The sequence below is a fragment of the Gordonia sp. w5E2 genome (assembly GCF_036540975.1).
GTDB lineage: Bacteria > Actinomycetota > Actinomycetes > Mycobacteriales > Mycobacteriaceae > Gordonia > Gordonia jacobaea.
In genome coordinates, this window is sequence record NZ_CP144213.1 from 4,383,583 (window position 1) to 4,409,520 (window position 25,938).

At 61.6% G+C, this 25,938-nt stretch carries 18 protein-coding genes, 1 pseudogene and 1 other annotated feature; of the genes and pseudogenes, 5 read left to right on the forward strand and 14 right to left on the reverse strand.

Going from position 1 to position 25,938, the window contains the following annotated elements; genetic code table 11:
* The first annotated feature begins 20 nt into the window (after positions 1-20).
* On the forward strand, positions 21-1,148 hold the full coding sequence (locus tag RND64_RS19820; RefSeq protein ID WP_049700070.1) for a tyramine oxidase subunit B: 1,128 nt from the start codon (positions 21-23) through the stop codon (positions 1,146-1,148).
* A complete protein-coding gene (gene solA / locus RND64_RS19825) occupies positions 1,145-2,299 on the forward strand; it encodes an N-methyl-L-tryptophan oxidase (protein WP_049700071.1) in 1,155 nt (384 codons plus the stop codon). The genes RND64_RS19820 and solA overlap by 4 nt, the downstream gene beginning before the upstream one ends.
* A 93-nt stretch (positions 2,300-2,392) precedes the next feature.
* Here the strand turns inward: solA and RND64_RS19830 are convergent, their stop codons facing one another.
* Positions 2,393-5,521 (reverse strand): type I restriction endonuclease subunit R, encoded by a 3,129-nt coding sequence (locus RND64_RS19830; protein ID WP_049700072.1) that lies wholly within the window; start codon positions 5,519-5,521, stop codon positions 2,393-2,395.
* A gap of 270 nt (positions 5,522-5,791) precedes the next feature.
* Between RND64_RS19830 and RND64_RS19835 the strand changes: the two genes are divergently transcribed.
* Positions 5,792-7,074 (forward strand): IS3 family transposase gene (locus tag RND64_RS19835; RefSeq protein WP_287014881.1). Its coding sequence is split into 2 segments (ribosomal slippage): positions 5,792-6,080 and positions 6,080-7,074, totalling 1,284 coding nucleotides; the frame shifts between segments, so codons are not numbered across the junction.
* Positions 6,070-6,198 (forward strand) — a sequence feature (AL1L pseudoknot). (Overlaps the previous gene by 129 nt.)
* Before the next feature lie 258 nt (positions 7,075-7,332).
* Here the strand turns inward: RND64_RS19835 and RND64_RS19840 are convergent.
* The 3 genes from RND64_RS19840 to RND64_RS19850 form a co-directional block, all read right to left on the reverse strand.
* Positions 7,333-8,151 carry a restriction endonuclease subunit S gene (locus RND64_RS19840; RefSeq protein ID WP_053117498.1) on the reverse strand — a complete coding sequence of 273 codons (819 nt, stop codon included), beginning with the start codon at positions 8,149-8,151 and terminating at the stop codon, positions 7,333-7,335.
* Positions 8,148-9,884, reverse strand: a complete 1,737-nt coding sequence (locus RND64_RS19845) for a type I restriction-modification system subunit M (RefSeq protein ID WP_049700074.1) — start codon at positions 9,882-9,884, stop codon at positions 8,148-8,150. The genes RND64_RS19840 and RND64_RS19845 overlap by 4 nt, the downstream gene beginning before the upstream one ends.
* Positions 9,885-10,344: 460 nt before the next feature.
* Positions 10,345-11,364: an IS481 family transposase gene (locus RND64_RS19850; RefSeq protein ID WP_143932887.1), complete on the reverse strand. Its 1,020-nt coding sequence runs from the start codon at positions 11,362-11,364 to the stop codon at positions 10,345-10,347.
* A gap of 389 nt (positions 11,365-11,753) precedes the next feature.
* Here RND64_RS19850 and RND64_RS19855 point away from each other — a divergent pair, with 389 nt between their 5' ends.
* Positions 11,754-12,530, forward strand: coding sequence for a hypothetical protein (locus RND64_RS19855; RefSeq protein WP_152930115.1), 777 nt, complete (start codon positions 11,754-11,756; stop codon positions 12,528-12,530).
* 465 nt (positions 12,531-12,995) lie between these two features.
* Here the strand turns inward: RND64_RS19855 and RND64_RS19860 are convergent, their stop codons facing one another.
* The 7 genes and pseudogenes from RND64_RS19860 to RND64_RS19890 all read right to left on the reverse strand — a co-directional run bounded on the left by RND64_RS19860 (position 12,996) and on the right by RND64_RS19890 (position 18,774).
* On the reverse strand, positions 12,996-13,982 hold the full coding sequence (locus RND64_RS19860) for an IS481 family transposase (protein WP_270484528.1): 987 nt from the start codon (positions 13,980-13,982) through the stop codon (positions 12,996-12,998).
* A gap of 143 nt (positions 13,983-14,125) precedes the next feature.
* Positions 14,126-14,512 carry a VOC family protein gene (locus tag RND64_RS19865; RefSeq protein ID WP_005180136.1) on the reverse strand — a complete coding sequence of 129 codons (387 nt, stop codon included), beginning with the start codon at positions 14,510-14,512 and terminating at the stop codon, positions 14,126-14,128.
* A 10-nt stretch (positions 14,513-14,522) separates the two neighbouring features.
* Positions 14,523-15,320: a helix-turn-helix domain-containing protein gene (locus RND64_RS19870; RefSeq protein WP_005180139.1), complete on the reverse strand. Its 798-nt coding sequence runs from the start codon at positions 15,318-15,320 to the stop codon at positions 14,523-14,525.
* 120 nt (positions 15,321-15,440) lie between these two features.
* Positions 15,441-16,456: pseudogene (locus RND64_RS19875) on the reverse strand (IS3 family transposase); the annotation flags it as partial.
* Positions 16,457-16,496: 40 nt separating this feature from the next.
* Positions 16,497-16,754 (reverse strand): hypothetical protein, encoded by a 258-nt coding sequence (locus RND64_RS19880; protein ID WP_053117565.1) that lies wholly within the window; start codon positions 16,752-16,754, stop codon positions 16,497-16,499.
* Positions 16,751-17,284: a hypothetical protein gene (locus RND64_RS19885; protein ID WP_005180782.1), complete on the reverse strand. Its 534-nt coding sequence runs from the start codon at positions 17,282-17,284 to the stop codon at positions 16,751-16,753. The genes RND64_RS19880 and RND64_RS19885 overlap by 4 nt, the downstream gene beginning before the upstream one ends.
* Before the next feature lie 345 nt (positions 17,285-17,629).
* A protein-coding gene (locus RND64_RS19890; protein ID WP_442903957.1) for an IS3 family transposase occupies positions 17,630-18,774 on the reverse strand; the annotation gives its coding sequence in 2 pieces (ribosomal slippage) (positions 17,630-18,507 and positions 18,507-18,774; 1,146 coding nt in all).
* Between the two features lie 305 nt (positions 18,775-19,079).
* On the opposite strand from RND64_RS19890, the gene RND64_RS19895 reads away from it, so the two are divergent.
* A complete protein-coding gene (locus RND64_RS19895) occupies positions 19,080-19,382 on the forward strand; it encodes a helix-turn-helix domain-containing protein (protein ID WP_005180184.1) in 303 nt (100 codons plus the stop codon).
* A 198-nt stretch (positions 19,383-19,580) separates the two neighbouring features.
* On the opposite strand, the gene RND64_RS19900 is transcribed toward RND64_RS19895, so the two are convergent.
* The 3 genes from RND64_RS19900 to RND64_RS19910 form a co-directional block, all read right to left on the reverse strand.
* A complete protein-coding gene (locus tag RND64_RS19900; RefSeq protein ID WP_049701074.1) occupies positions 19,581-22,589 on the reverse strand; it encodes a TniQ family protein in 3,009 nt (1,002 codons plus the stop codon).
* Positions 22,586-23,734, reverse strand: a complete 1,149-nt coding sequence (locus tag RND64_RS19905; protein WP_005180180.1) for an ATP-binding protein — start codon at positions 23,732-23,734, stop codon at positions 22,586-22,588. Before RND64_RS19905 ends, RND64_RS19900 begins: the two co-directional genes overlap by 4 nt.
* Positions 23,735-23,836: 102 nt before the next feature.
* The gene (locus tag RND64_RS19910) at positions 23,837-25,930 is read right to left on the reverse strand and encodes a transposase (protein WP_007237587.1); all 2,094 of its coding nucleotides are present in this window, start codon (positions 25,928-25,930) and stop codon (positions 23,837-23,839) included.
* Positions 25,931-25,938 lie beyond the last annotated feature (8 nt).

Sequence of the window (25,938 nt, forward strand, 5' to 3'; positions counted from 1 at the left end):
AGCACAGAACAGGAAAACCCATGACCTCCATCGACTTTCGCTATCTCTCCGAACCCGACATGATCGCCGCAGGCGTCACCGACATGGCCGCGTGCGTCGACGCCATGCAGGAGACATTCGTGCTGTTGCATTCCGGCGACTACCGGATGGCGGGCACCAACAGCGACTCCCACGGCGCAATGGTCACCTTCCCGGACGAGTCTCCGTTCGAGACCATGCCCAAGAACACGGCGGATCGTCGCTTCATGGCCATGCCGGCCTACCTCGGCGGCAGCTTCGGAACGAGCGGTATGAAGTGGTACGGCTCCAACATCGCCAACCGCGAGAAGGGCCTGCCGAGGTCGATTCTGATGTTCATGCTCAACGACACCGACACGGGCGCTCCACTGGCATTGATGTCGGCAAATCTGTTGTCGGCGTACCGAACCGGAGCTGTCCCAGGTGTCGGGGCACGGTTCCTGGCACGCGAGGACGCACAGGTCGTCGGCATCGTCGGCCCTGGCGTCATGGCCCGGACCTCGCTGGCCGCGTTCATGGCGACCTGCCCCAAGATCGACACCGTCAAGGTGAAGGGCCGCAGCCGCGGCAGCCTCGACAACTTCGCCGGTTGGGTTGCGCAGGAGTACCCGCAATTGACGGTCATCGAAGTCGACGACGTCGAGGATGCCGTGCGCGACAGCGACATCGTCACCTACTGCACCTCGGGCGAGATCGGCGATCCGTCGACCTATCCCCTCGTCCGCCGCGACTGGCTGAAGCCGGGAGCATTCTTGAGCATGCCCGCCAGTTGCGAGATCGACGAGGGGCTCAAGGCATCCGACGTCCGCAAGGTCGTCGACAACATCGGCCTCTACGACGCATGGTTCGACGAGACCGAATACCCCTCGCACAACTCGATTCCCATCATCGGCTGCAAGTTCATGGACATGATTCACGACGGCTCGATGCCGCGCGAGGAGCTCGTCGATCTCGGCGCGGTTGCAGCAGGCGCCGTCGAGGGACGACGCAACGATGACGAGATCGTGATCCTGTCCGTGGGCGGCATGCCCGTCGAAGACGTCGCGTGGGGCACGGTTGTGTATCGCAACGCGGTGGAGCGCGGCATCGGAACCCCGCTGAACCTGTGGGAAAGCCCGGCCCTGTCATGAGCGATAGTTCAGTGGCCGCACACCATTCGGTCATCGTCGTCGGGCTCGGCTCCATCGGATCGATGACGTTGTGGCAGTTGGCAAAGAAAGGTGTCGACGTTCTCGGTATCGAGCAATTCGGGAGGGTTCACACCGAGGGCGCGTACGCGGGTGAGTCGCGATTGTTCCGCGTCGCAGCGAAAGAGGGTGAGCTGTTCACTCCCGCCCTGCTGCGGTCACGCGAGCTGTGGCAGGAACTCGGGGCCGGATACGGACGCGACATCCTGCTTCCCGCAGGCGCACTCAGCGTTGCACCGTCGGATCATCCCGATTTGCAGCCGACACTGGCATCGATCGAGCACTTCGACCTGCCGCACAAGATTTTCGACGCTGCGCAGATGCGACTTCGCTTCCCGCAGTTCCACATTGAGGACGACGACATCGGCGTACTCGACCTCCTCGGCGGCGCCATGCGTCCGGAGATGGCCGTTGCGGCCGCCACCGACCAGGCGTTCTCACACGGGGCGTCGGCAATCTACGACACCGAAGTGCTCGACATCGTGGAGACATCGAACGGCGTTCTCGTGCGCACAAGTCGCGGTGAGTTCACCGCCGACCGCGTCGTCGTGACCGCTGGTCCGTGGACGGCTCGACTACTCCCCGAACTGCGAGACGTGGTGCAGACCAAGACCTTTGCGCTGACGTGGCTCATGCCGCGCCACGTGGAGCGGTTCACGCCCGACGTCTTCCCCGGGTTCATGCGCGACCTCGACGATGTGCACGCCTTCGGAGTACCGACACTCGACGGCTACAGCATCAAGATCTGCCCGCACATCGATCTCGACGCATTCGACGACTGGGCCGACCGACCGACGACGCTGAGCCGCGAACAGCTTCGGTGGATCGGTGACCAGGCGGCACGCATGATCCCCGATCTGATTCCCGACGTCGTGCGGTGGTCGTTGCATTCGGATTCGTGGACGCCGACCAAGATGCCGATCATCGACAGCGTCGGCGACGGCGTGATCGTGGGAACAGCGTTCAGCGGCAACGGATTCAAGTTCGCGCCGGTGTGGGGTGAATGCCTGGCCGCGCTTGCGACGGGCGGGCCGAACCCCTTCGGCGACGCCGCATTCAGCGTCGCGGGGCATCGGGAGGTGGCGTTGGCGTGAGCTATGGAACGTCCTGCTGTGCAAAGACCACGTGGCCGCACAAGCGAGTGGCCGCGGTCTGCTGAGATCGGCGAGGCAGGGTCCTGTAAGTCTCTACGGTGCTGAATTCGATGCAGCCACCACCTGATAGAACCATTTGGCGATGTCGGACATCAGGTGTGTTCGTCCTGGTGTGTTGGTGAAGAAGTAGTCACTCATTTTCTGATGTGCGCCTTGGTTATCGGCGACTGCTCCGGTGACCGCGTACGCGAAATCGGGCGACTCGATGAACTGCTTGGCGGAGTTGACCTTGGCTTGCTGAATGAGGTCGTTATCGGCGAGCAGAGTCTGCAGCAGCGACTCGATGAACGAGACCTTTTGGCTCTCCGAGAAGTCCTCGGAGCCGAACAGGTCGTTGAGTCGGTCGAGCACCTGCCGGAGCGCGACCATAGTCGGGTCGCGTTTCTCTCCGGAGCCGGTTGCGGTCAATCCCGACAGTCCTGCTTTGGCGCCGAGACTGATGTCAGTCTTGCCCTGGTCGATCTGCTTGACCTGTCTGAGCACGATCGTCGACAGGTCGATGGGCGTGGTGTAGTTGTCGGGCTGAATCACTCGTTCGAGGTGACGCAGGTAGATCTGCTTCTTCTCCAGCTCGGCGTCGCCGTAGTCGATGATCTGTGACATGAAGTCGTAGAGCCGGACGAACGAACCGACGTCGCGCCGGAACATGTCGAGCACCGCAAGTTCGGCCTTGTCACCTTCGCCGCCGTTGTGAATCAGGGCGGCGGTGTAGCGGTCCGCGAAGCGTTTCTGGCCCGGGTCGACAGCCGCTTTAAGTGCGTGGTGGTCACCCTTGACGAATGCTTGCGCGCAGTCGTCGATTTCGTCGTGCGTGTAGATGGCGGCGGTGTCGAGTTTGGTGGCGAGATCATGTACCAGGTTGGGATCGGTCTCGGTTTCGAGGTAGGCGTCGGTGTAGTACGGCTCGAATGCTTCTCGGATGGTCGCGGGTTCGTTGACGAAATCCACCACCTGGGTCATCGCTGCGGTCTTCGGCGTTCCCGACGGTGTGCGGTAGGTGCGGTTGAGCCGCGAGAGGGTCTGCACCGCAGTGACTCCGGAGAGCTTGCGGTCCACGTACATCGCGCACAGCAGCGGCTGGTCGAAGCCGGTCTGGAATTTGTTGGCGACGATCATCACCTTGTACTGGTCGCCGGTGAACGCGGTCCGCAGGTCACGGACACCAGGGTTCATGCTGGCTTCGGTGAAGTCGTCGGGGCCGGAGTCGGGGTCATGCACGGTTCCCGAGAACGCGACCAGGGTGCCGTATCCGTACCCCTTCTTGGCTATGTACTCGTCGATGGCCAGTTTGTACCGGACCGCCGCTTTGCGGGAGTCTGCGACCACCATCGCCTTGGCATGCCCATCGAGCAGGTTCGCGACGTTCTCGCGGAAGTGTTCGACGATGATCGCCGACTTTTGGGCGATGGTCTGCGGGTTGAGTTTGACCCACTTCATCACCGCCTTCGTTGCTTCGGCCTGGTCGACTTCGCCATCGCCTCCGTCCGTCCCAGCGCCGTGTGCGACGTTCTGCCCGATCTGGAAGGCGAGTTTGAAGCTGTGGTAACCGGTGAGAACGTCGAGGATGTAGCCCTCCTCGATAGCTTGCTTCATCGTGTAGACGTGAAACGGGACGGGCTTCTCGTCGGGTGAGGGTCGGCGGCCGAACAACTCGAGGGTCTTGCCCTTGGGTGTGGCGGTGAATGCGAAGTAAGAGATGTTCGACGAGTCGGCACGATCGGTGGCCTCTGCCGACAGGATTGCTTCGACGTCGATCTCGCCGCCGTCTTCGATCTCCTTGATCTCCTCGGCGGTCAGCACCGCCTTGAGCTTCCCTGCGATCTGCCCGGACTGCGAAGAGTGTGCTTCGTCGGCGATCACGGCAAAGGTTTTTCCCTTGAGTCCCTTGTTTTCTCGGATCGCCTGCATCGCGAAAGGGAAGGTCTGGATGGTGACGACGATGATGAGTTTGCCGTCGGTCAGTGCCTTGGCAAGCAACCCCGACTTTGATGCACCCGACTTGGATGCCTCCTCACGGTCGATCGCGACCACGATGCCCTGATCGTTGTCGATCTGCTTGATCGCGTCCTGCAGCTGTGCGTCGAGGACGTTGCGGTCGGTCACCACGATGACCGAGTCGAACACCTTCTTATTGTCCACCTGCAGCCGCGCCATCCGGTGTGCTGTCCAGGCGATCGAGTCGGTCTTACCCGACCCGGCCGAATGCTGAATCAGATACCGGTTTCCGGCACCTTCAGTGGTAACCGCAGTGGTGAGGTTGGTGACCGCCTCCCACTGATGAAAGCGCGGGAACCGCAGCGTCGAGGTCTTCGTGGTCTTGCCGCTGATCGGATCGGTTCGTGACTCGTGCTTGATGTACATCAGCCGGCCGAGGATGTTCAGCCACGCATCGCGTTGCAGCACCCGCTCCCACAGATACGACGATCGAGAACCATTGGGATTCAGCGGGTTTCCCGCACCACCGTCCTCGGAGCCTCGGTTGAACGGCAGGAAGTGGGTCTTGTCCCCGACGAGGTTGGTGGTCATCCACACCTCGTCGTTGGTGGCCGCGAAATGCACCAACGCCCGGGCACCCGATACGAATAGCGGCTGGATTAGGCCTGTTGCGGGATCTTTTGGCAGCCGCGTCGTGCGGTATTGACGAATGGCGTCGGTCACGGTCTGTGTGAACTCGGTCTTCAACTCCGCGGTCGCCACCGGTAGCCCGTTGACGAAGAACACCAGATCCACCGATCGGTTGTCGGCGGTCGAGAAGTGGACCTGCCGCATCACCCGCAACCGCACCGCCGCGTAGTCGGTGTTGCGTTTGGCGTTGAGCGTGGTCTCCGGCTTGAACACGCACATCGCGAACTTGCCCGACAGGTGAGAGAAGCCGTTGCGCAATAGGTTCAGTGCGCCGCCGCCATTGCTTAATGGCGTATCGAGCACCTTCACAATGCGGTCGAGAAGCTGCGCCTCCTGCTTGGCAACGTCCTTTGAGCCCGGCTTGATGACCTTGTCGACTTGCTCAGGCTGCGTTTCCCGCAACCAGCCGAGAACGTCCTCGGGGAACAACGCGCGTTCTTTGTCGTAGCCCTTGTCATTTGTCGAGTAGAGCCAACCGTGCGCCGCGAGGTGCTCGGCGATCGTGCGCTCTAGCTCAATCTCATTGTGGACAGCCATGATTCAGGACACCTTCTGCCGCACATCGATTTGACCGGTGACCGCCGCGGTGATCAGGGCTGTGCGACGTTCGCGGGAGAGTTCGATGAACTTTTCGGTCTCGGCGATCAGGGTGTCGATCTGTGATGTTTGCCCGTCGAGATGAGCGACTATCCGGTTCTGCTCTGGGACGCTCGGGACATCTAAAGGCAGGTTGAGAATGTCGGCCTGGCTTATGTTGAACCGCCCCGGGTCTGTCGGAGGCTCTCGAACCTGTGAAGGATGGAGAGCATGGCAGCACCACGCAAGTACAGTGAGGAACTCAAGGACCGGGCCACCCGGATGGCATGTGAAGCGCGACGAGATCCCGATTCGTCGAGAGGTGCGATCAAGCGGATCGCCGATCAGCTCGGAGTCCATCCCGAGGCGTTGCGCAATTGGGTTCGTCAGGCCGAGATCGACGGCGGGGTCCGCCCGGGCACCACGAGTGAGGACGCTGACCGCATCGCGGCGTTGGAGCGGGAGAACCGTGAACTGCGGCGAGCGAACACGATCTTGAAGCAGGCTTCGGCTTTCTTTGCGGCGGAGATCGACCGCCCACAGCGTTGATCGTGGAGTTCGTCGCGGCTCACCGCGATGAACACGGAGTCGATCCGATCTGTGCGGCATTGCGCGATACGTCCGCCCAGATCGCTCCGTCCACGGTACGAGCCCACCTGAGCCCCCAGAAGACCGAGGCGCCTCGTGTGGTGCGTGACCGGGATCTCCTTACCCAGGTCCGCGCGGTGCATGCCGACAACCTCGGCGTCTACGGTGCCCGCAAGGTGCATGCCCAATTGCGCAGACAGGGCCATAGTGTTGCCCGCTGCACCGTCGAGCGATTGATGAAAGCCGATGGGCTGCAAGGGATAGCGAGACTCAAGACACGCAAGACCACGCGCAGCGAGGGAGCTGAAACACCCCGGCCGGCTGACCGGGTCAACCGTCAGTTCACCGCGGCGGCACCGAACGCGTTGTGGGTGGCGGACCTGACCTACATCCGCACCCACTCGGGCTGGGTGTACGCGGCGTTCGTCCTGGACGTGTTCTCGCGGATGGTCGTCGGCTGGCAGGTCTCGACCACGATGCACACCGACCTCGCATTGGACGCCTTAGACATGGGATTGTGGGCACGGTCGCGTGCCGGCCACGACGTGGCCGGGCTGATCCACCACTCCGACCGCGGAGTGCAATACCGAGCCATCCGCTACACCGAACGACTGGCCGAAGCCGAAGCGGTGACATCTGTTGGCTCCAAGGGGGATTCATACGACAACGCGATGGCTGAGGCGTTCAACTCGCTGTTCAAAGCCGAATGCATCCGTAACCCCGTGATGCGCCCGCGAGGCGGCTGGGCAGGTGTGGGCGAGGTCGAGATCGCCGTCGCTGAGTACGTCGAATGGTTCAACCACCGCCGCCTGCACGGCGAGATCGGACACGTCCCACCCGTCGAGTACGAGAGCGCCTACTGGTCGACCCACACCGTCACCAGCTACCGTGAGAACCCGGTCCCCGCAAACGCTGGAACCAACTAACCGAGCCTCCAGCAAACCCGGGGCGATTCATGTTCTGCATGGAGGGGGACGACCCGCTGGCTTCAAGCTCAATAAGCCCTCGCACTCGCCTAGTCCCCAGCATCAGCGCTACATAGCGAGCAATCGCACGGTCCGGGTCAATCGTCAATCCATAAAGTTTGTCGGAGAGCATCAGGCGGGGGTAGTCGCCGAGTACAACTGCAGCGCTGCCTACGAGCTCTCGAGTGTTCGCTCTTGAGACAATGAGCTGCCCATTCTTCACGACCGCTTCTGGCCGCGGCACTTCACTATCGGGCAGTTCCTTGTTTCGTTCGGTCGGAAGGCGCCACCATTTGCTGCACCGGCTTTTAACACAGCCCACGTGGTAGTTCCGTCACCTGGCCATGGATAGCATTGTGGACTCCAACCCTGCTTGACCTCAGTGACAAAGTGTTTTAGTCGCATTCCTTGGGCAGTCGTCCCATCGATGGCAAGAGACGATTCGATCACTGCTAACTTGCGCTCACGCAGCAGGTTAGTGAGCCGCTGCTGTTCTTCGATAAGCGTGTCGATCCGGGCCGTCTCCCGGTCCAGAAAGTCGGCGATGGCGCGCTGCTCATCGAGGGGAGGGACCAGTATCTCGATCGCCGAGGCGTCAGCCTTGTAGATGGTCTGGTGGGTGGACCCCAAGTTGAGTCCACGAAGGTCTTGAGCCATCGAACGCAGCTGGTAATTGAGATACTCCGGCAACAGGTTTGGGCCACACACCCAGTTCCAAAAGTCCTGACTCGTGGCCATTGGCCTAGGCATGATCCCTGTAAACCCGACCGATGCGGTTCGCGAGAGCACGACTGTTCCAGCGGGCAGGAGTTCGGCGGCAGAGTTCGCGAGGCCGAGCTCTGAGATCTGGTTCGTAGTCTCGCCGAGGTAAGTGCGGCGACCATCGCGCAGCTGCCATACGTCGGCCAATGTGAACCATGGGATAGTCGTGTTCGCCCAGTACTCGGAGTTGGACCGACTCGGTGTGTGCCCCGTTCTCATTGAGGCGAAGTGGCGGATATTGGCGCGCGTCCATCCGGTCGGGAGCGGTTCTGTCACCCTTCTACCTCCCGCATCAGCTCCATGATCTTGGCGACTTGCTTCTCCAAGTCGGCGTCGATCTCGGCCAGTGGTCGGGGTGGGACGTATTTATAGAAGTGGCGGGTGAACGGGATCTCGTAACCCACTTTGGTTTTCGACTCGTCGATCCAGGCTTCGGGAACGTGCGCCAGTACCTCGGCCTCGAAGTACGCCTTGACTGTCGCATCTCGGCCGTCGTCGCCGCCGGTGTTGCCGTTGTAGGTGAAAGGGATGTTCTCGGTGTCGCGCTTCTTGGGGTCGGGCTTTGGATTGCCCTTGCGGTCTTTCGAGACTTTGCCGGTGTCGGTGAGTAGCGGTTGCTCGACGGTGATGGTCCAGTAGCCGAAGTCGTTGGCGGTGAAGACTTTGGAATAGTCGGGGTCAGCCTCGTCGAAAGCGTCGTAAAGGGCGAGGATACGGTCGCGGGCCTTCTCGTCGAGTTCGCGATTCTTGGAGCCCAGGCTCTTGCGCATCTTGGTCCAGAACGAGGTGGCGTCGATCAGTTGGATCTTGCCCTCGCGTTCGGGTTGCTTGGAGTTGTCGAGTAGCCAGATGTAGGTGGCGATGCCGGTGTTGAAGAACATGTTGGTGGGCAGCGCGATGATCGACTCGACCAGATCGGATTCCAGCAGCCATTGGCGGATTTTCGATGGTCCGGATTCAGCTGCACCGTTGAACAGTGGTGAGCCGTTGAGGACGATTCCGGCGCGCCCACCGCCGTCATGCTCGGGACGCATCTTGGATGCCAGGTGGCACAGGAAGAGCATTTGGCCGTCACCGATGGAGGGGAGTCCGTGCGAGAAGCGCGACCCCTGCGCGAGTGCTTCCTTCTTGACCGATTCCTGCGATGCCTTCCAGTCCACGCCGTAGGGCGGGTTGGACATGCAGAAGTCGAAGGTGCGGTCGAAGAACTTGTCGTCGTCGAGGGTGTCGCCGAGTTGGATGTTGCTGGCATCCTGGCCTTTGGCGATCATGTCGGATTTGCAGATCGCATACGACTGGTCGTTGATCTCCTGGCCGTAGAGGCGCAGACGTGCGTCTGGGTTACGTTCGAGGAGTCGTTCTTCGGCGACTGACAGCATGCCGCCGGTGCCGGCGGTGGGGTCGTAGATGCTTCGGATGGTGCCCGGCTCGAGCAGTGACTCGTTCTCCTCGGCGAAGAGAAGATCGACCATGAGGCGGATGGCGTCGCGTGGCGTGTAGTGCTCGCCGGCTTCCTCGTTGGAGGCCTCGGCGAATTTGTAGATCAGGTGCTCGAACAGGTCGCCCATCGCAGCGTTGGAGACCACGGTTGGGTGCAGGTCCACCTCGGCGAACTGTGACGTCACGAGGTAGAGGCGGTTCTTCTCATCGAGGGTGGCGAGTTCGTTCTCGAACTTGAAGCGCTCGAACACGTCGATGTTCGCGGAAAAGCTCGCGATGTAGTCCATCAGGTTCGCGCGCAGACCCTCGGGATCTTCGAGCAGCGTCCGGAAGTCGAAGGGGCTGGTGTTGTAGAAGCTCAACCCGGTCTTGCGTTTTACCTGAACGTCGAGCGCACCGTCGGAGTATTTCGCTGCGAGGCTGCGTACTTCGTCGCGGGTGGGTTCAAGGATGCAGTCCAGGCGGCGGAGGATGGTGAACGGCAGAATGACGCCGCCGTACTGGTGCGGTTTGTAAACGCCACGCAGTTGGTCTGCAATCCCCCATACGAAGTTGCCGAGCTTGCTCAATCCATGTCCCTTTCCTCACGCCAAGCCAGAGGGTCGTTGCCGCAGCCCGCGCCTCCGGACAAGACGCTAGTCGGCCCTGCAGCGCGTCGTGGAGGGAACCCTGTACACGAGCGCAGCAGCATGGACTGAAGCGCGCACGTGCTCGGTCTGGTTTGTCCACCGCCTGAGACGCGACGATCAACGCAGTCGCTCGCCGTGCTGGCGGCATGGCCGTGACCGCGATGGTGTCGGCGTTCGATACCGGCCGACCCCACAAACGAGGCCGTGAACTGGCGGCTGGTGGACAGCGGGTCTGATGCGTGTGGATCGTCTGATTTGCGTCACGGAAACCTTGAACGAATCGGGTTTGGATCTGGATCTCAACTCTCACTAGTGAGGACTCTCTACGCCTGTGAGATTCGGATCAGGATCGGATTCAGTCCGCGGAATTGCTCCCTGGGCCAGTAGCTATTCGGGCGCCCTAGGTGTACTGACCCGACAGGTTGGGTACGCGGTCGGCGGGTGAGTTGCCTCGGAGTGCGGTGTGGCCGCGTTCGTGATTGTAGATGCGAAGGAACTCGGGGAAGGCCGCGACGCGTTCGGTTTCACTGAGGTAGGGACGGGCGTAGGCCCATTCCTCCTGCAGGGTCCGGTTGAATCGTTCGACCTTGCCGTTGGTTTGCGGCCGGTACGGTCTGGTCCACTTGTGCTTGATCTTGTTGTCGTGCAACAAGTCCCGAAATATGCGGGACCGGTAACACGACCCGTTGTCGGTCATCACTCGCGCGGTGGTGACACCGATCGAGGCGAAGTGCGCCAACGCCCGAGTCATGAACGCGGTCGCGGTTTCCTTCTTCTCATCAGCGAGGATCTCGGAGTAGGCGTAGCGGGAGTGGTCGTCGACGGCGTGATGCAGATACGCGTACCCCAGGTTGGGGCGGCCAGCAACTTTGCGGGTTCGTCCAGGCTCGCGGTGGGCACTGGAGTTGCGGGTGCCCTGGGCGCGGCCGTGTACGCGATGTCCACCGCCGTCGGGGATTCTGCCGAGCTTTTTGATGTCGACGTGGATCAAGTCTCCGGGCGCTTGGTGTTCGTACCGGCGAATCTCGCGTCTGCGGGCACGTACCGGCGCCCCGGTTGCCGGGTCGATCCACGACAGTCGTAGGCAGCCGTAGCGGGTGAGGATGCGGTGCACCGTGGAGACGTTCAACCCCAGGTGGTATCCGATCCGGGCTGGCCCCCAGCGGCGGGAGACGCGTAACCCGACGACCCGGCGTTCCCGGCGCCGGCTGGTGCGATGCGGACACGATCGGGGCCGGCTGGACCGATCACCCATTCCGGCCGGCCCGTGGTCGCGGTAGCGATCCGCCCATCGCTTGGCCGTGGTGACTGACACGTTGAACCGGTCAGCTGCGCGGCGCAGTGGCCACCGGTCGTCCACAACACACCGAGCCAGACGCAACCGGCCAGTCGGGGACAGCGGTGAATTACGGTGGGACATGAAGACCTCCGGGTTGAGGAGCGGTTCTTAGACAGCTCCACACCTCACTCGGAGGTCTTCCCTATGTCACGTCGACTCGCCGAACTCTGTACCTAACGTTCCGGGTCAGTACACCTAGGGGCCGCGCACGACGTTTGTTCGCGACTATTCGAAGATTTCCTCCCAGCGGTAACGGGCCCGCTTCGCTACGAATTTGCGACGACCCGCGTGCCCGAGTCTGGTTGTACGGGACCGAGCACCAACGCGGAGCATCGGAGTCACGGGCACGGGCGAGCGGTTGAATGTCCACCACCCCACGGGGCGCTGTCCTTCGCGGAACGACAGACGCGCGATCGTGAGGTTGATGAAATAGGGGCATGCTCCTCGCTGCCGATGGAAACCTTGCGGACTTGTACTTCTGGCCCCTCGTGGCACTGGTGACGCCCGCAGTTCTCACGTTGACGTTGTTCCTTTCCAGTCGCTGGAGTGCCCGAAACAAGGACGCGCGAGAGGTTCATCGTGCAGTCACGTCCGGCGCGGGCGCGGATGCGCGATCGGGGTTCTCGGACGCAGAGTTCGACTGGTGGAAGTACGGGCGCTCACCGTCACGCAAGAAGCCGAAAGGCGCGATCGGTCACCTAAGACGAGCGGGATGCAGGCTCGGGGGAACTGCCGATACCCAAGGCTCCGACCGGGAGGAGCAGGAGACCGTGAAGATCGATCCAGAGCTGTTCAAGAACTTCTACGTGGTAGACGCCTCGCTCGCCCAACTGACCCTGGTACTCAACCAGTACTCGAAGCGCAACTACTGGTGCGGCCAGTCGCAGCGGTACCGGCAGCTGCTGGGATGGCACGTCGGGATTCACATCGCGTGGGTTATGTGGTTCGTCAGCGTCACGTGCGAGACAACGAGCGACGGAGAGGCAGGTAAGTCGCGCCATACGCCCGCTGTGCGCCTAGACGGAGCATGGCAGCGAGCGAAAGAAGCACTGTCGCTTGTGGGGGACTACGGTATCGAGCGCCGCGACGCGGGTGGGAAGGATCAGACGGTCAAGGGTTTTGTCGCCGCCGAACTGCGGCAGTGGGTGAAGAGCGCAGAGAAGGGCACGCGCGCCAACGCATCAGAGATCGCGGCAGTCAAGACGATGGCACTGAACGAGGTTTCCGAACCGACGACTGAAGCATAGAACTCCGAAATGGCAGCGGACTGCTCCAGGGCAGCGCTTTCCTCGTCGAGTCGGTGCAGAAGGGCGCAGGCGACGACGACGACGATCATCAGTTCGTGTGAGATCCGGCCAGTGTTGGCACATATCCGCGTGAAATAGGGCTTCTGACTAGCGGTTATCCGGACTCTCGGGAGGGCCGCGGAGACGCCTGTCCGCTCCTATCAGACATATACTCTTGGCAGTTACGGACCCGTTATGCACCGATCCTGAGTTCATTCGCGGGCACAGGCTGGGACAATGACTGAAAGGCCGTCATCGGCATCGAGAGGGTGAGCGACGCACTCCGCGAGAAGCGGGCTCGCCCTGCTCGCTGATGTTGCTGCGCTGCACAGTATCTCGGCACCCGATGACAACCTCCGGACGCAGCCGCATGACTCCGCTGCCAGCTCCGGTCAAAAGGTGCACGGCTGCGTCCGGGGGCGGTTTCTAGGTGTACTGCCCGGAGACGTTGATCAATCGCGAGAAGGGCGGGAGGTTCCCGCAGGCCGTGTGCGGCCGGTGATGGTTGTAGTAGTGCAGCCAGTCGTCCAGCTCGCCCCGTCGTTCGGCTTCGGAGGTGTAGCAGCGGGCGTAAGCCCATCCGTCGGCCAGGGTGCGGAGGAAGCGCTCGATTTTCCCGTTGGTCTGCGGCCTGTAGGGCCGGGTGCGCTTGTGCCGGATACCGAGTTCGGCGCAGGTGTCGCGCCACAGGTGTGAGCGGTACGCGCCGCCGTTGTCGGACAGGACCCGCTCGACGGTGACGCCGCGGGCGTTGAACCACTCGACGGCTCGGACCAGCACGGCGGTGGCAGTGCGGGCGGTTTCGTCGTCGTGGATCTCGGCATAGGCGACGCGGGAGTGGTCGTCGATGACGGTATGGACGGAAGCCATGCCCATCAACGGGTCGTAGTGCTTGTTCTTCGGCTTGTCGGGTGTAGCGGCCCGGTTCTTGTCGCCCTGTCGCCGCCCGACGTAGCGCCATCCTCCGCCGTCGGGAATGTTGCCGAGCTTCTTCACGTCGACGTGCAGCATCGAACCTGGGTGATCGTGCTCGTAACGGCGCACCGGTTCTCCCGTGGCGCGGTCGACGTGCGACAGCCGGTTCAAGTGCACGTCTGTAAGGATGCGGTGGACCGTGGACGGGGCTATCCCAAGTCGGCTGGCCAACTGCACCGGCCCCTCCCGTAGTCGCAGGCGAAGACGGACGCAGCGCCTGGCAGTCTGCTGGTTGGTCTTGTTCGGTGAGTGATGCGGCCTGGATGACCTGTCCTGCATTGGCTCGCCGGTGCGGTAGCGGTCGGCCCAGCGCTTCACCGTGGGCCAGGAGACCTGGAACCTGGCGGCGACCTGGCTGATCGGCCAGCCGTCATCGACGACCAAGCGGCCGACGATCAGGCGGTGGCGAGGGGTGAGAGCGGCGTTCGCGTGGGACATGACGAGGCCTTCCTGGGGGCATGCGCCGCCCAGGAAGGCCAGTTGCCGCCGCGGGCGGCGAGATTGTGTGGGTCAGGGCTCATTGAGATGTGCACGAACTCGTGAGCCGTGGCACATGACGGTGTCGAGGGGTGTTCCCCGGCTCAGGCTCCTGGGTAGGAGTCGAGGTTCCACCAGTGGCCATCGAAGTCAGCGACACATGCGTTGCGCCCTCCGTGGGGGGCGTCGTTGGGCTCCGTGACGGTGGTCGCGCCGTGTGCCAGGGCTGCGGCGAAGAGGCTGTCCACGTCCTCATCACTGGCGACCACCAGGTTGCAGATCCCCGGCCCGTAATGCGGGTCATCGTCCCGAACAGAGCCGAGCATGATGCCCCCGTTGTCACGCCAGGCAAGTTGCGCATGGGCCACCAAGGTCGCGTCATCAGGATCCCGCACGATCATGGCGGTGGTGAAGCCGATGGCTTGGAGGAAGTCGATGCCTCGATCGGCGTTTGTATAGCGCAGGCAGTGGAACAGCTGTGGTGTCGTCATGGCTCTAGCCTCACGCCGGAAGCATGTCGGTGTCTTGAAGCAATGGGAAATCGTCCTTCGACTGGCGCAGCGTCCATCCAGTCATCGACTTCCATTCCCGGGACAGGTGCGGTTGGTCGCTGTAGCCGGCCATCGCCGCGACGTCCGAGGGCTGGGCGCCACGCTGGACCAAGTCTTTGGCATGGGTGAAGCGAGCGATGCGCGCCACCCGCTTGGGCGAGAGACCGGTCTCGAGGTCGAACAGGCTTGAGAGCCGCCGTCTGGACAGGCCAACGTCCTGAGCCAGGCCGGAGATGGGGATCGTGCCTCGGGTCCGATGGATCCGCGCGAGTGCCTCGACCAGGTCTGCGCGCGGTGCATGAGGATGCTGCTCGAGCCTCTTGGTGAGGAATGCCGCCAAGAGGTGGAACCGTCGTGGCCACATTGACTGCCGCAGCTGGTCGAGCAGGTGCCTGGGCCACGAGAGATCATTCACATCAACCATCGAGCCGGCCAGTTCCCCGGCCGGCAGCCCGAGAAGCCGACGGGTCGAGAGCGGGTGGAGCGACAATTTGAGGCCCTGCTGGCGTCCCCTCGACTGGATCAGAGCCGGAGTGGTGTGCAGGCCGGAGACTAGTACGTCACAGAGATGCCGCGCGTCGCCATGAAGCCAGCCACAGTCGATGGGCTCTCCGAGCGACAGCACCACCGTGACGCCCATCGAGGGAACCCCGTGGTGGACGGTGTCGGTACTGGTGAAGTCGTACCCCACCCAGGAAAGGAGATGGGGGCGCAACCCTTGCGGGATAGCTGGCTGCCAAACGGGCATGCACCCACCCTAGGGAAGCCCCGGCCCAGAAACAGTCACTTGTCTGACGACCACTGTGGTGTCGCTACACGACCGCCAGGGCCGTGGCGGCTCGATCAACGTCTCCGGGCAGTACAAGGATCGACGGTCGAGGACGTTGTTCTGTAGCAGCGAGAAGAAGCTCTCCATCGCCGCGTTGTCACCACACGCACCGACCCTGCCCATCGACCCGAGCATGCCGTGCCGGGTGATGGCCTTCTACATCTTCTTCGAACGAAATTGAGACCCTCTATCGCTGTGCAGAACGCAGCCGGCCACGTCCCCTCGCCTGGCGACAGCGCTGTTCAGGGCGGCCACGGCCAGGCGGGACTTCATTCTCGAGTCGATCGAGTACCCGACGATCCGGCCCGAGTAGACGTCCTTGATCGCGCACAGGTACAGCTTGCCCTCGGCCGTCCAGTGCTCGGTGATGTCGGTCAGCCACAGCTCGTTGGGGCCGGGCGCGGTGAAGTCTCTCTTGACGAGATCGTCGTGTACAGGCGGGCCGGCCTTGCGGTGCTTGCCGCGGCCTCTCTTGCTGATGGTGCTGGTCCAGCCGCCGGCGGAGCAGATCCGCCACGCCGTCCGCCGGCACATCTTCTCGCCTGCGGCTTCGGCCTCGTCGGCGAGGTAGCGGTAGCCGAACTCCGGGTCTTCGCGGTGGGCGTCGAACAGGGCGTTGGCCCGGTACGCCTCGGCGAGCTCGGCGTCGGTGATCGGGTTCTTGCGCCACCGGTAGTAGGGCTGGCGAGCGATCTTGAGTACCCGACACGCCACCGTGACGGGGATGCCGTCAGCGGCCAGCTCACTCACGAGCGGGTACCACCTTTTCCCGGCAGATTCGCTTGGGACAGGTACGCCGCCGCCCGGCGTAAGACCTCGTTCTCCTGTTCAAGCAGGCGCACACGCCGCTTGGCCTCGCGCAGCTCACGCGATTCGGCCGACGTGGTGCCGGGCTTGATCCCGGCCTCCACGTCGGCCTTGCGGATCCACTTGTTCAGGGTCATCGGGTGGATACCGAAGTCGGCAGCGATCTGTTCGAGAGTCACACCGTCTTCACGGTTCTGGGCGACGCGGACAACGTCGTCGCGGAACTCCTGGGGATAGGGCTTGGGCACAGCTGGCATCCTTCCAGGCCGCCCGGCAGGGCAAGCCAGATCAGATGTCACCTACTCGTGCACCAGCCCCGCCCAGGACTTCTCGGACTGCGGTGTCTGGATCGACACCGAGGTAGCAGGTTCCGCGGGGTGCGTCGAGATCGAAACGGCCTGCCCCTCCGTTCGAGAAGAACCATGCACCATTGGCTGTGCGATGTCCTCGATACAGCTGTGCGCTCGTGGGAATGCTGACCGTCGGGAAGGATGACAAGTCCCGTCCGCCGGGTTCACGCAGCGCTACCGATTCACGGCTGCTCATGCCGCCCAGCGTTCCGCATCGACTCGGGCAGCGTTGAGGGCCGCTGTGAGCTCGTCGTCACCGCCACCCCTGACATACGCGACGGCGGTTTCGTCGTCGAGGGCGGCGTTCGGTGAGCACATCCACAGCGCCGCGGTCCACGCGTTGGCGTGCTCCCGCAAAACTTGCCACACCCTCAAAAGCCGGCGGTCGACTACGGCGTCGTCGGTGAACTGCCACGTCGGATACACCCACGTGCCGGATTCGAGCTGGCAGCCGATAAGGGTGTTGTTCTTGACGCGTTTGGCGAGCGCCTGCTTGCTGACATCAAGCCAGGTGGTCAGTCCTGCAGTGTCGTAGAAAGGTCCAACGGTCTGATCATGCACGCTGGTTGCAGACGGCAGTGCCGCCATCATTGCCCTAGCAATTCGGGAGGTGTCCGCGTACACCGCCGGGTCAACCCCAGAGTCCTCGGCGACGGCGAACCGCACATCCAAGAGGCTGCCCAACTCGTCGAGCAACGCCTGCTTACGATCCATCAGATCCGACATCGAGCCCACTTTCGGTCAACCTGGACAACCACCTGCCTCTAGTTTTACGCCCACACATCCCGTCGGTCAACCGGGTCAACCTAGCGGTCGTGTGCTCACTCCTATCGGCTGATGCCCCGAATCGCCTCGGACGCGTCGTCTTCATCCGGCATGGGTGTATCGCCCCGGCTGGCCGGTTCGAGCCTCGGCACTGACCGCGTGCCGGGTGGGCGTATGTGTGGTTGTTGCTGGTTGCGAGCGTCTAACCAGACGCGGGGAACGCGAAACAGACACGCCGAACGAGCTCCTGGCAGGTCCCCGATAACCGGTCCAGGCAGTTCTAGAGCCAGTTCCTTGTTGTGATCGTCAGTCGATCTCGCAGCCCACGGGGTGATGTTGGTGGGTGCATCCGGCAGCGTACTCGGCCGGCGTTTGGTAGCCCAGCGCTGAGTGCCGGTGTCGGTGGTTGTGGTCGTCTTTGAAGTCGTCGATGACCACGCGGGCCTCGATCAGTGTGGGCCAGCAGTTGCGGTTCAAACACTCGTCGCGCAACCGGTTGTTGAACGACTCGATGAACCCGTTGTTCCACGGTGTGCCGGGCGGAATGTAGGAGATCCCGACCGACCCTGCACAGAACGCCTGCAGGGCTTCTGAGATGAACTCAGGGCCGTTGTCCATGCGCAGCACCATCGGCGGGCCACCCCAGATCGCGAACGTCTTCTCCAACTCCTCGATCAACCGCTCAGCCGGAATCGAGCGGTCCACGATGTTCAGCAACGACATCCGGGTGTGTTCGTCAACCATGGACGCGATCTTGATCTTCTTCCCATCCACGGTGGAATCGAACTGAAAGTCCAATGCCCACACCACTTTCGGTGCGTCCGCGACAACGACCGGGACCGATGACTGGCCGGCGCGTTTGCGGCGCCGAGCGCGCCGCACTTGCAGGCCCTCTTCTTTCCACAACCGATGCACTTTCTTCTTGTTGATCTCGATGCCGTCGTCGAAGCGCAGGTGTGCCCACGCGCGCCGGAACCCGTGCCGGGGGTTCTTGCGGGCATACGTGCGTAGCTGCTCGCGCAGTGCGGCGTCGGGATCGGCCGGGGTGTGCGCTTGCGGCAGCCGTCGATAGGCGGAACGGGAAAGCCCAACTACCTTGCACGCCATCCGTTCTGACATGCTCTTGACGTCCTTGAGCATGTCGATGGCGGCGCGTTTGGCGGTCGGGCTCAGAATTTTCCCTTGGCGATCTCCCGCAGCGCGTCTTTCTCGAGCTCGGCATCGGCGAGCAGCCGCTTGAGTCGGCTGTTCTGCTCGCGCAGCTCTTTGAGTTCCTTCGCGGCGTCGCCGTCCATGCCGCCGTACTGGCGGCGCCAGTTGTACAACGTGGCCGCCGACACCTCGAGATCGGCAGCGATCTCCTCGCCGGTCTTGCCTTCCGCGGCCAACTCATCGGCCCGGCGCAATTTGCGCACGATGTCCTCCGCCGAGTGACGCTTGCGTCCTGCCATGTTCTTCATCGTCCCTTCTCCGCCCTCATCAGGGCAATCAGGACTCTAAAACAACCCGGACCGGCTCACGGGGGACACGCCACCTGACTTGGCATGGCATGCCAGTCGTAGACTTGGAGCCGAACTGAATCTGTTCGAGCCGATACACGATGACTTGTCTCACGTCGCCGGAAGGTCTCGAATACGCGCTAGCGACGATATAACCCAAAAAGACACAGACGACCGCTCGACACAAAGTTGGATCCGGAGCGAAGCGTCACTCACAAGCTCGCACCCATTGCCCAGCATCGCATAAAGGAGGACCAGTGAGCGTATGGGATGACATCATGGACACCCCTGCCGAAGCTGAGAACATGCGCGTCCGAGCAGCTTTGATGCGTGCACTGCGCGAACGTATCGTCACATTCGGCTGGTCGCAGACCGTTGCCGCCGCCAACCTCGACATCCCCCAACCGCGAGTCTCTGAACTCATGAACGGCCGCATCTCGAAGTTCAGCCTCGACGCTCTCGTTACCCTCGCATACCAAGTCGGGATCCATGTCGCTGTCGTCGCCGATCCCGACACAGACGTCGCCGACCATCTGACCAGTTCCAGGTCTCGCCACTAGCATCACCATGCAACCACCAGCGAAGCGTTTGTTCGGGTGATAGACGTTCGCGGGCAAGGGTCACGAGCTTCGTGAACTTGCTCGACGCCCTGACCCCGATCGTTGACGGGGCGGGTCCGGCGCGGCTGCTCGATATGGTCGCCGGCCACTGCATGTCAGCACTCAAAGACTGACTCTATCCCGTGACCAGCAGTTTCATCATACCGATTTCCCTCGAGGTCGGCGGAGGGGGATGCCTTCACGATGCAAACATTCGTATATACACGCGTTTGAAACACCGAACTCGTGTGCAATGTCTTTGACTAGGCACCCCTCTTCTTCGTACCTTTTCCTGAGTAGCTCACCGGGCACTAATTTCTTTTTTGATTCGGGAGCAGCTGCGGGAATGATTCCTGCAGCGCGCATCCTCTTACCGACCGTGGAGGGGGCGGCGTCGAGTGCAGCAGCAATATCGGCAATCGATTGATGCTTGTTGAGGTAGCGATCTCGTAGTTCTTCAATCGGCAGTAGCCGAACGCGTCCGGCCCCAGGAGGGCGACGTGATGGAGTACGGATAGCGATGCCTTGCTCGCGCATTATTTCGCAAAGCCTAGACTCACTAATGCCAAAACGTTTGGCGGTTGCGCGGAGCGTTAGTTTCCGGTCGACGTAGAGTGATTTGATCGCGTCAGGTGAAATCGCGGCAGGCGGTACTGCGTCGTCAACTGGGGTAGACACTTCGACCCTGCGCGTTGCGGTGTAATCCACCACTCGACGGCCTCGAAAAATGACGACGCCGCTATCCTTGAGGCGGCGAGCAATCGTGGGTCTGCACACACCGTACCGAACGCTCAACTGTTCAAGAGTCATGAGCTCATCGACATAGAGATGTTTGATTTCTTCGATGGGCAAGGACACAACCGACGCCCCTTCTTGCGTGCCGCCAGTGCGAATCGTGATGCCAGCTTCGCGAAGGCGGTTGGTGATCGTGGTCCTCGACACACCGAGCTGGCGTGCGATTTCGGTCGACGGCTGGTTCTGCGTCACGTAGAGGTCGACGATCTGCGCGGTGTCGACCGAAACTGTCTTCCGTCCACGGACCTCAATTCCGTTTTCACGGAGAAGGATACGCACCTTGTGTTCGCTCAGGTCGAGATCGCGGCTTATCTCGCGGACGGTCTGCCGCCGGGTGACGTACGCGTCGTAGAGTGTGTCGCGCGACGGTAGCGTCGCTCGGCGTGCGTCTGGCGCCGTGTTCGAATGCACTGCCGCGTCACTGCTGCGGCTGTCAGACGGGGGTGCTTCGGGACGCTGACCAGACGACTTACTTCTTCGAATGCGGCGTCTCGTTGATCGTTGGATAGGTTGATCGTTCAGGTATATGCGCAGTGCGGCAGGGGAGATCGCGAGGGCGCGTGCCGCATCGCGTACCGATAGGTTATCTGCGCGCAGTAGGTTCGTGATGTCGTCCCGTGGTAGGGGCACAGGTGGCCCCGGTAGGTCTAGGTCGGCGATCAGATCGATCGGTGGTTCTGCGCACACTGGTTCGTCAATTCCGAGGCTGTTGAGGAACACACTCGCCTGGTGGTCAAGCGCCTCGACGATCTGCGGGCTGAGCAATGCAAGGAGTCGAGGTACCTCGCGCGTGCGTCGATCGGATGCCGCGACTCCCCGTGTTCGCTGGTAGTTCAGTGTGACTCGCCGGTAGAGAAAATCGCGTGCCAGTTCGTGGCGCCCCATATCTACGCCGTGTTCGGTAGCGATCTGACGCCATTTGTCCTCGGGCAGGAGCTGTGAGTAGTCCAGTTGACGACGGCGGTCGTAGTCGATCTTGCCTGGATGGTCGACGAGGTAGTCGCCGAGTCGTGTGATGGCTGATAGGACTGACCGTGGGAGTCGCGCGCTTCCTGCTCTGTGCCAGACCGAACCGATGTGGCGTGGGTCTTCATCGATGCCGAGGAGCGTTGCGCAATCAGCAACCGGTTTTCCCGTGACAGCGATGACCGTTGCCAGCGAGAGACCGACAGCCCCGTAGTCTTCGTTGAGACCGGGGATGAGGAGCCGAACCGCCCAGGTTGGCCACATGCGTTGCGGGATTGAGGACACTGCAGCGTGCTGTGGGCTGGTGAGTTCTCCCGATGTCTGGGGACGACGCCATGTCTGCTTTGGCGCGTTTATGTCATTCGCCTGGCTAGCACCACAGAAGATCGACTCTAAGCGGCCACCTTTGTTGGTGCGCGCTGTGTATCGGTACCCGCTTGTTCGTGAGAGGACGGTTCCGAAGCTTGGAAGCAGCAGGCGCAGCATCTCGGCGGCGGTCGCATTGTCGGCGGAGAGGATGCTGACGGATGTGGCGGTAGCTGCGACGTCGAGTAGCGACCCGCGATCGACGTCGGTTGCTGTGAGGTTCTCAAGCAGGCCAGTGAAATGGGAGGAGTGTTCATTGGCTGCTTTACTCCAGTCCGCATCGCGCTTGAGGCGAATCGCCAAAACCCTTGCGTCAGCGAGAAACGAGACGGCGTCGAGTATGGCGGTATCGGAGTCCGCCGTAACTCCATCTCGTGGGATGGACATCGCGGTGCTGACGGTTTTGCTGACCGTGCGTTGTGCGATGAGAGCAGGGTCATCGTCGGAAAGCCCGGCCGTGAGGGTCTGACCCAGAGGGAACGTGCAGGCGGGGTCGGCAGAGTTGTCTAGCATGTGAGCGCCACACTCTTGCAACACGGGGATGTCAGTGGCCATCCGATGAAGGGCGGGGCTCGTGCCGCAGCGTTGACAGAGATCGACCAATAGACACTGATGACGAGGACATACGAGCTCCCAGCCGATGCGCCAGCGGAGAAGCCATCGTCCACCGTTCTCAGAGAGGCAGTGCGGACAGAATCGAGACGCTGGACGCAGACGGAAGATGTTTCTTAGAGTCCACCCCCGCTGGTCGGCCTCGCGTCGGGCAAACGCCCCTGCGCTCGCGTCCACTGTGGGGAACGCGTATTCGGTCATCGTGAGGAGGTCTTCGAGTGATGTCTCGGTGGCGTCGGCAAGGGGTTGAAGCCCACCGGGGGTGGCGGGCAGCTGGATTAGACCATGTCTGGTCCGGAGACCGTAGTTGAGATAGCGGAATACGCTCCGAGGCACGTTGAACCGGCTCGCGTAGGCATCGGTCCACGATTCGATACTCTCCCCCGGCACGGCAGGGATGCGAACGGCAAGCGTCCGGGTGGTCATCATGATGCCACCGTCGCCTTTTTCGAGCCGCGAGCGCGCGATTTCAGGTGCTTGGATCCGATTGCCCCGGATTCGATCTCCGCCAGATAGCCCTTGCGTTGCCGTTCAGCCTCGGCGTCGATGGCGATTGTGTCGAGGAGATCCTGGGTGAGGCATTCTTGCCCTGTAGCAATGGCTTTACGGGATCCACGGGCGATTAGTGACATCAGCGAGTTGATATGGCCACTCGACCTGGCGAACAAGTATTCAGCAAGATTGACGGCGAGCATGCCGGGGTGCTTGTGTACTAGCAGCAGGTCACGCTCCACTGTGAGCAGCGTGTCATGCCACTGCTGTTGTTGTTCCTCGTTTTTAAGTCCGAATCCCCTGAATCCTATGGGTGTCCAGCGCCGTGACATCTGTGTCACGAGGTTGTGTGAGCGTTCCTCGTTGTAGGGGTCTTTGGCATCGAATAAGCCAGTCCCGACGAAGATGAAGGTCGCCGGAAGGTGGTTGGTGAGCGACTTCAAATGGTTGATGCTGCGCCGTCCACTCGGGGTGGTTGCGTCGATGAACTGCACTTCATCGACGACGACTAGTACGGTTGCACACGATAGGACGTGGTCCTGTGCGCGTGCGAGCAGCGTCGCTTCGTTGCCGGATAAGGGTGCCCCGAAGAATCGGCAGATGGCTTCGTCGATCGCCTTTGGGCTGGGGTTCGATGGGATGGAGATATACACGACTGGAATGTGTTCTGCATCGGTGGACGGAAGGTAATCACCAAGTTCAGCCCGCTGGGCATTGAAGATTCTTTGGGCGTAATCGACGACCATGGTGGTCTTACCGAGTCCTGGTGACGCACTGATGATGACGGAGTCACGCACTTTGTCTCCCCGCTTGTCTACACCGCATTCGTACACCATGTCGATGGTTTCGTTCGCGTTGATCAGCATGGGGGTTTTGATTGGTCCGTAGTTTGCGTGGTATGCACGGCGTCGCAGATTGTAGTCGCTGCGTGCGCTGGTGCTGAGTGCCTTGAGCTGGGGCGTGGTTAGTTGTTCCGGCCGTGTCGGAGGGTGCGTGGCGAGTGCCTTGAATCCCTCCTTGAGAACCAAGCTGGCAACCCTTAGATCGGGTTCGGGGGACAATTTCTTTTGCGAGTTGGACATTGTGTTTCCAGTGCTATATTCAGTGATATCGGGCCGTGTACGGTTTTCTGTGTCTGGGTGTTCCTCTTTCTTTTGGAAGGGTGCGAACGAACTGCGATATCTTTATGCATCGACATCGTCGGTGGTAGTTCCTGAGGCCCGGCTGTAGTAGTCGTCGAGTTCCTGCTCGTTGTAGTTGCCGTCGCTATCGGGGAGGGGGACAGCCACGTCGGTGTCGAGGTCGATCTCAGAATCGCTGTCTGAGGGTGACTCCCACTGGTCGCCGCCGGATCGGAGGGTCACGGTCGGAGTTGGTTCTAGCGGGTTGCGGTCGCGTCGGAGTTCTTCCAACGCCGCGCGCCGCTCTTGGGGTGTGTCTGCGATACCCGCACCGAATTTGTGGAGTATTTCGTTGATTGCTTGGACGTCGTCGACTGCCGTATCGCAACGGCGTTGGTAGTCGCGAGCAAGCGACAGTGTTCGCTCGGTGAATGGTCCATCGACATAGCGCGCCTTGTTCCATGTCAGGCGAATCCACTCTCCCGGCGATTTTTCTAAGTAGAGGTAGCGCATGTCCCATGGGTTGACTCGTACCGGGAACTTGTCGATGTCTGGTCCGGTACCGGTGCCGCTGCGGGATCCGGGGGGTGGGAGTTGAGGACTGGTGTACTGCAGTCGGTATTGCACTCCTTTGGTGGTGATGGTGCGCCACACCAGCGGTAGTAGTCGCAGCAGAAGGTCCGGGCTTGACGGTACGGTCAAGCCAAATTTTCCGAGCGAGCGCCGAACGCCGAATTCGTGTGCCGCGTTGGGTGACAGCTTAAGATGTGGAGCATCCGGCAGCTGGATCCCGCGATGGATCTGTTTGTGATAGACGTTTGCTAGGAAATCACAGATCATCTCTTCTAGTTCATCCACGTAGTAGGCCGCCTGTTTTTCGATGTCCTCCCCGCGCACCTGCACAGATCCACCTTTTTGTCCTGCAACATCTTGCAGGTAGTACTCTATTGTTTGAAATAGACGTTCGCAGGGGCCTTTGTCCGTGGGCTGGTTAGCCCGTGCGGGTCGTAGATCTGTGTGCATCGCCCGCAAGACCGATACAGTTTGTTTACCGATGAAAATCTTAGCGTTATCGGGGATAACTGCACCAGCAACTGGGCGGCGCGATTGGATGAAGTCAGTGTTGTCTGGATCGTAGACGACGTGGTCGGGGACACCTAACCACCCGAGTTGCTGCATGTAGGCGGGCCGTTGCAGCGGCGCGAAATAGCGATACAGCAGCTGCATCACTGCGAATGCATCAGTCGAACGTTCCGTTAGAATTAGACTGGGAACCTTCTTGCAGAAGACGTCGATGAGCAACGTCAGCTGAAGATTGACCCACCGACTGGTGAGTCGGTCGAGACCGATGACATCGAAATAGTGAGTGTCGAGCATCAAGAATTGAGTGGGGTAGTCCGCGTGCAAGCCGTGAAATTCGCCGGACGGGGAATCCGCGAGTTGCTTCTCGGTCTGTACCGACGACCGGAACGTGTAACGACCGGCGGAAAGCTCCGTCAGTGCCGCGTATGCGGTGGTGCGGCCAGGCTGTCGCACCCTGCCGCCGTACTGCCTTTCACACAGTTGATTGATTTGGTTGATCATCGCTTTGCGAGTGATTCTGGTTTTTCCCGGGTGCTCGCGTACCTGCCGGGCAGCGATTTCCAACCAGCGGGCGTCAATGGAGTGCATCCCTAGTTTTCGGCGGATTGACCGTCCGTCGAGTAGCGCTGCGGGGTTGCCGTCGGCGGCCCAGTAGTTTGCGCATCGCTTCTTCACACAGGAGGTAGTCAGCCCCAGCTCTGCTGCTTTCGCCGCATATCGTTCTTCCAGAGCTATCTCGGGCGCGTATTGGGAACGGGGTTCGCCCTTCAACGCGCGATCTGAGGTGCCGCTGCGGTATCCCGTGGTGATCTCTAGGACGTGTTCTTCCCATTCATAGGCGTCGCGCTGCGCCTGTTCGGGCGCTAGATCGATGTCTGAGGCGGCAGATGTCTTTCCCTCAGGCGGAAGGGCGTCAAGGACGACGAAGTTGGGGTTCGCGGACATGGAGCCAGTCCAGATCGTGCAGAATCCCGGGGTGTCTTCGTAGGACAGCACAGCTACTTCGGCACTGATCGACTCAACGTGAGCCGGCCGACCGTGATACACGACTTTGGTGCCGGGAACTACGCTCACGGCACTCC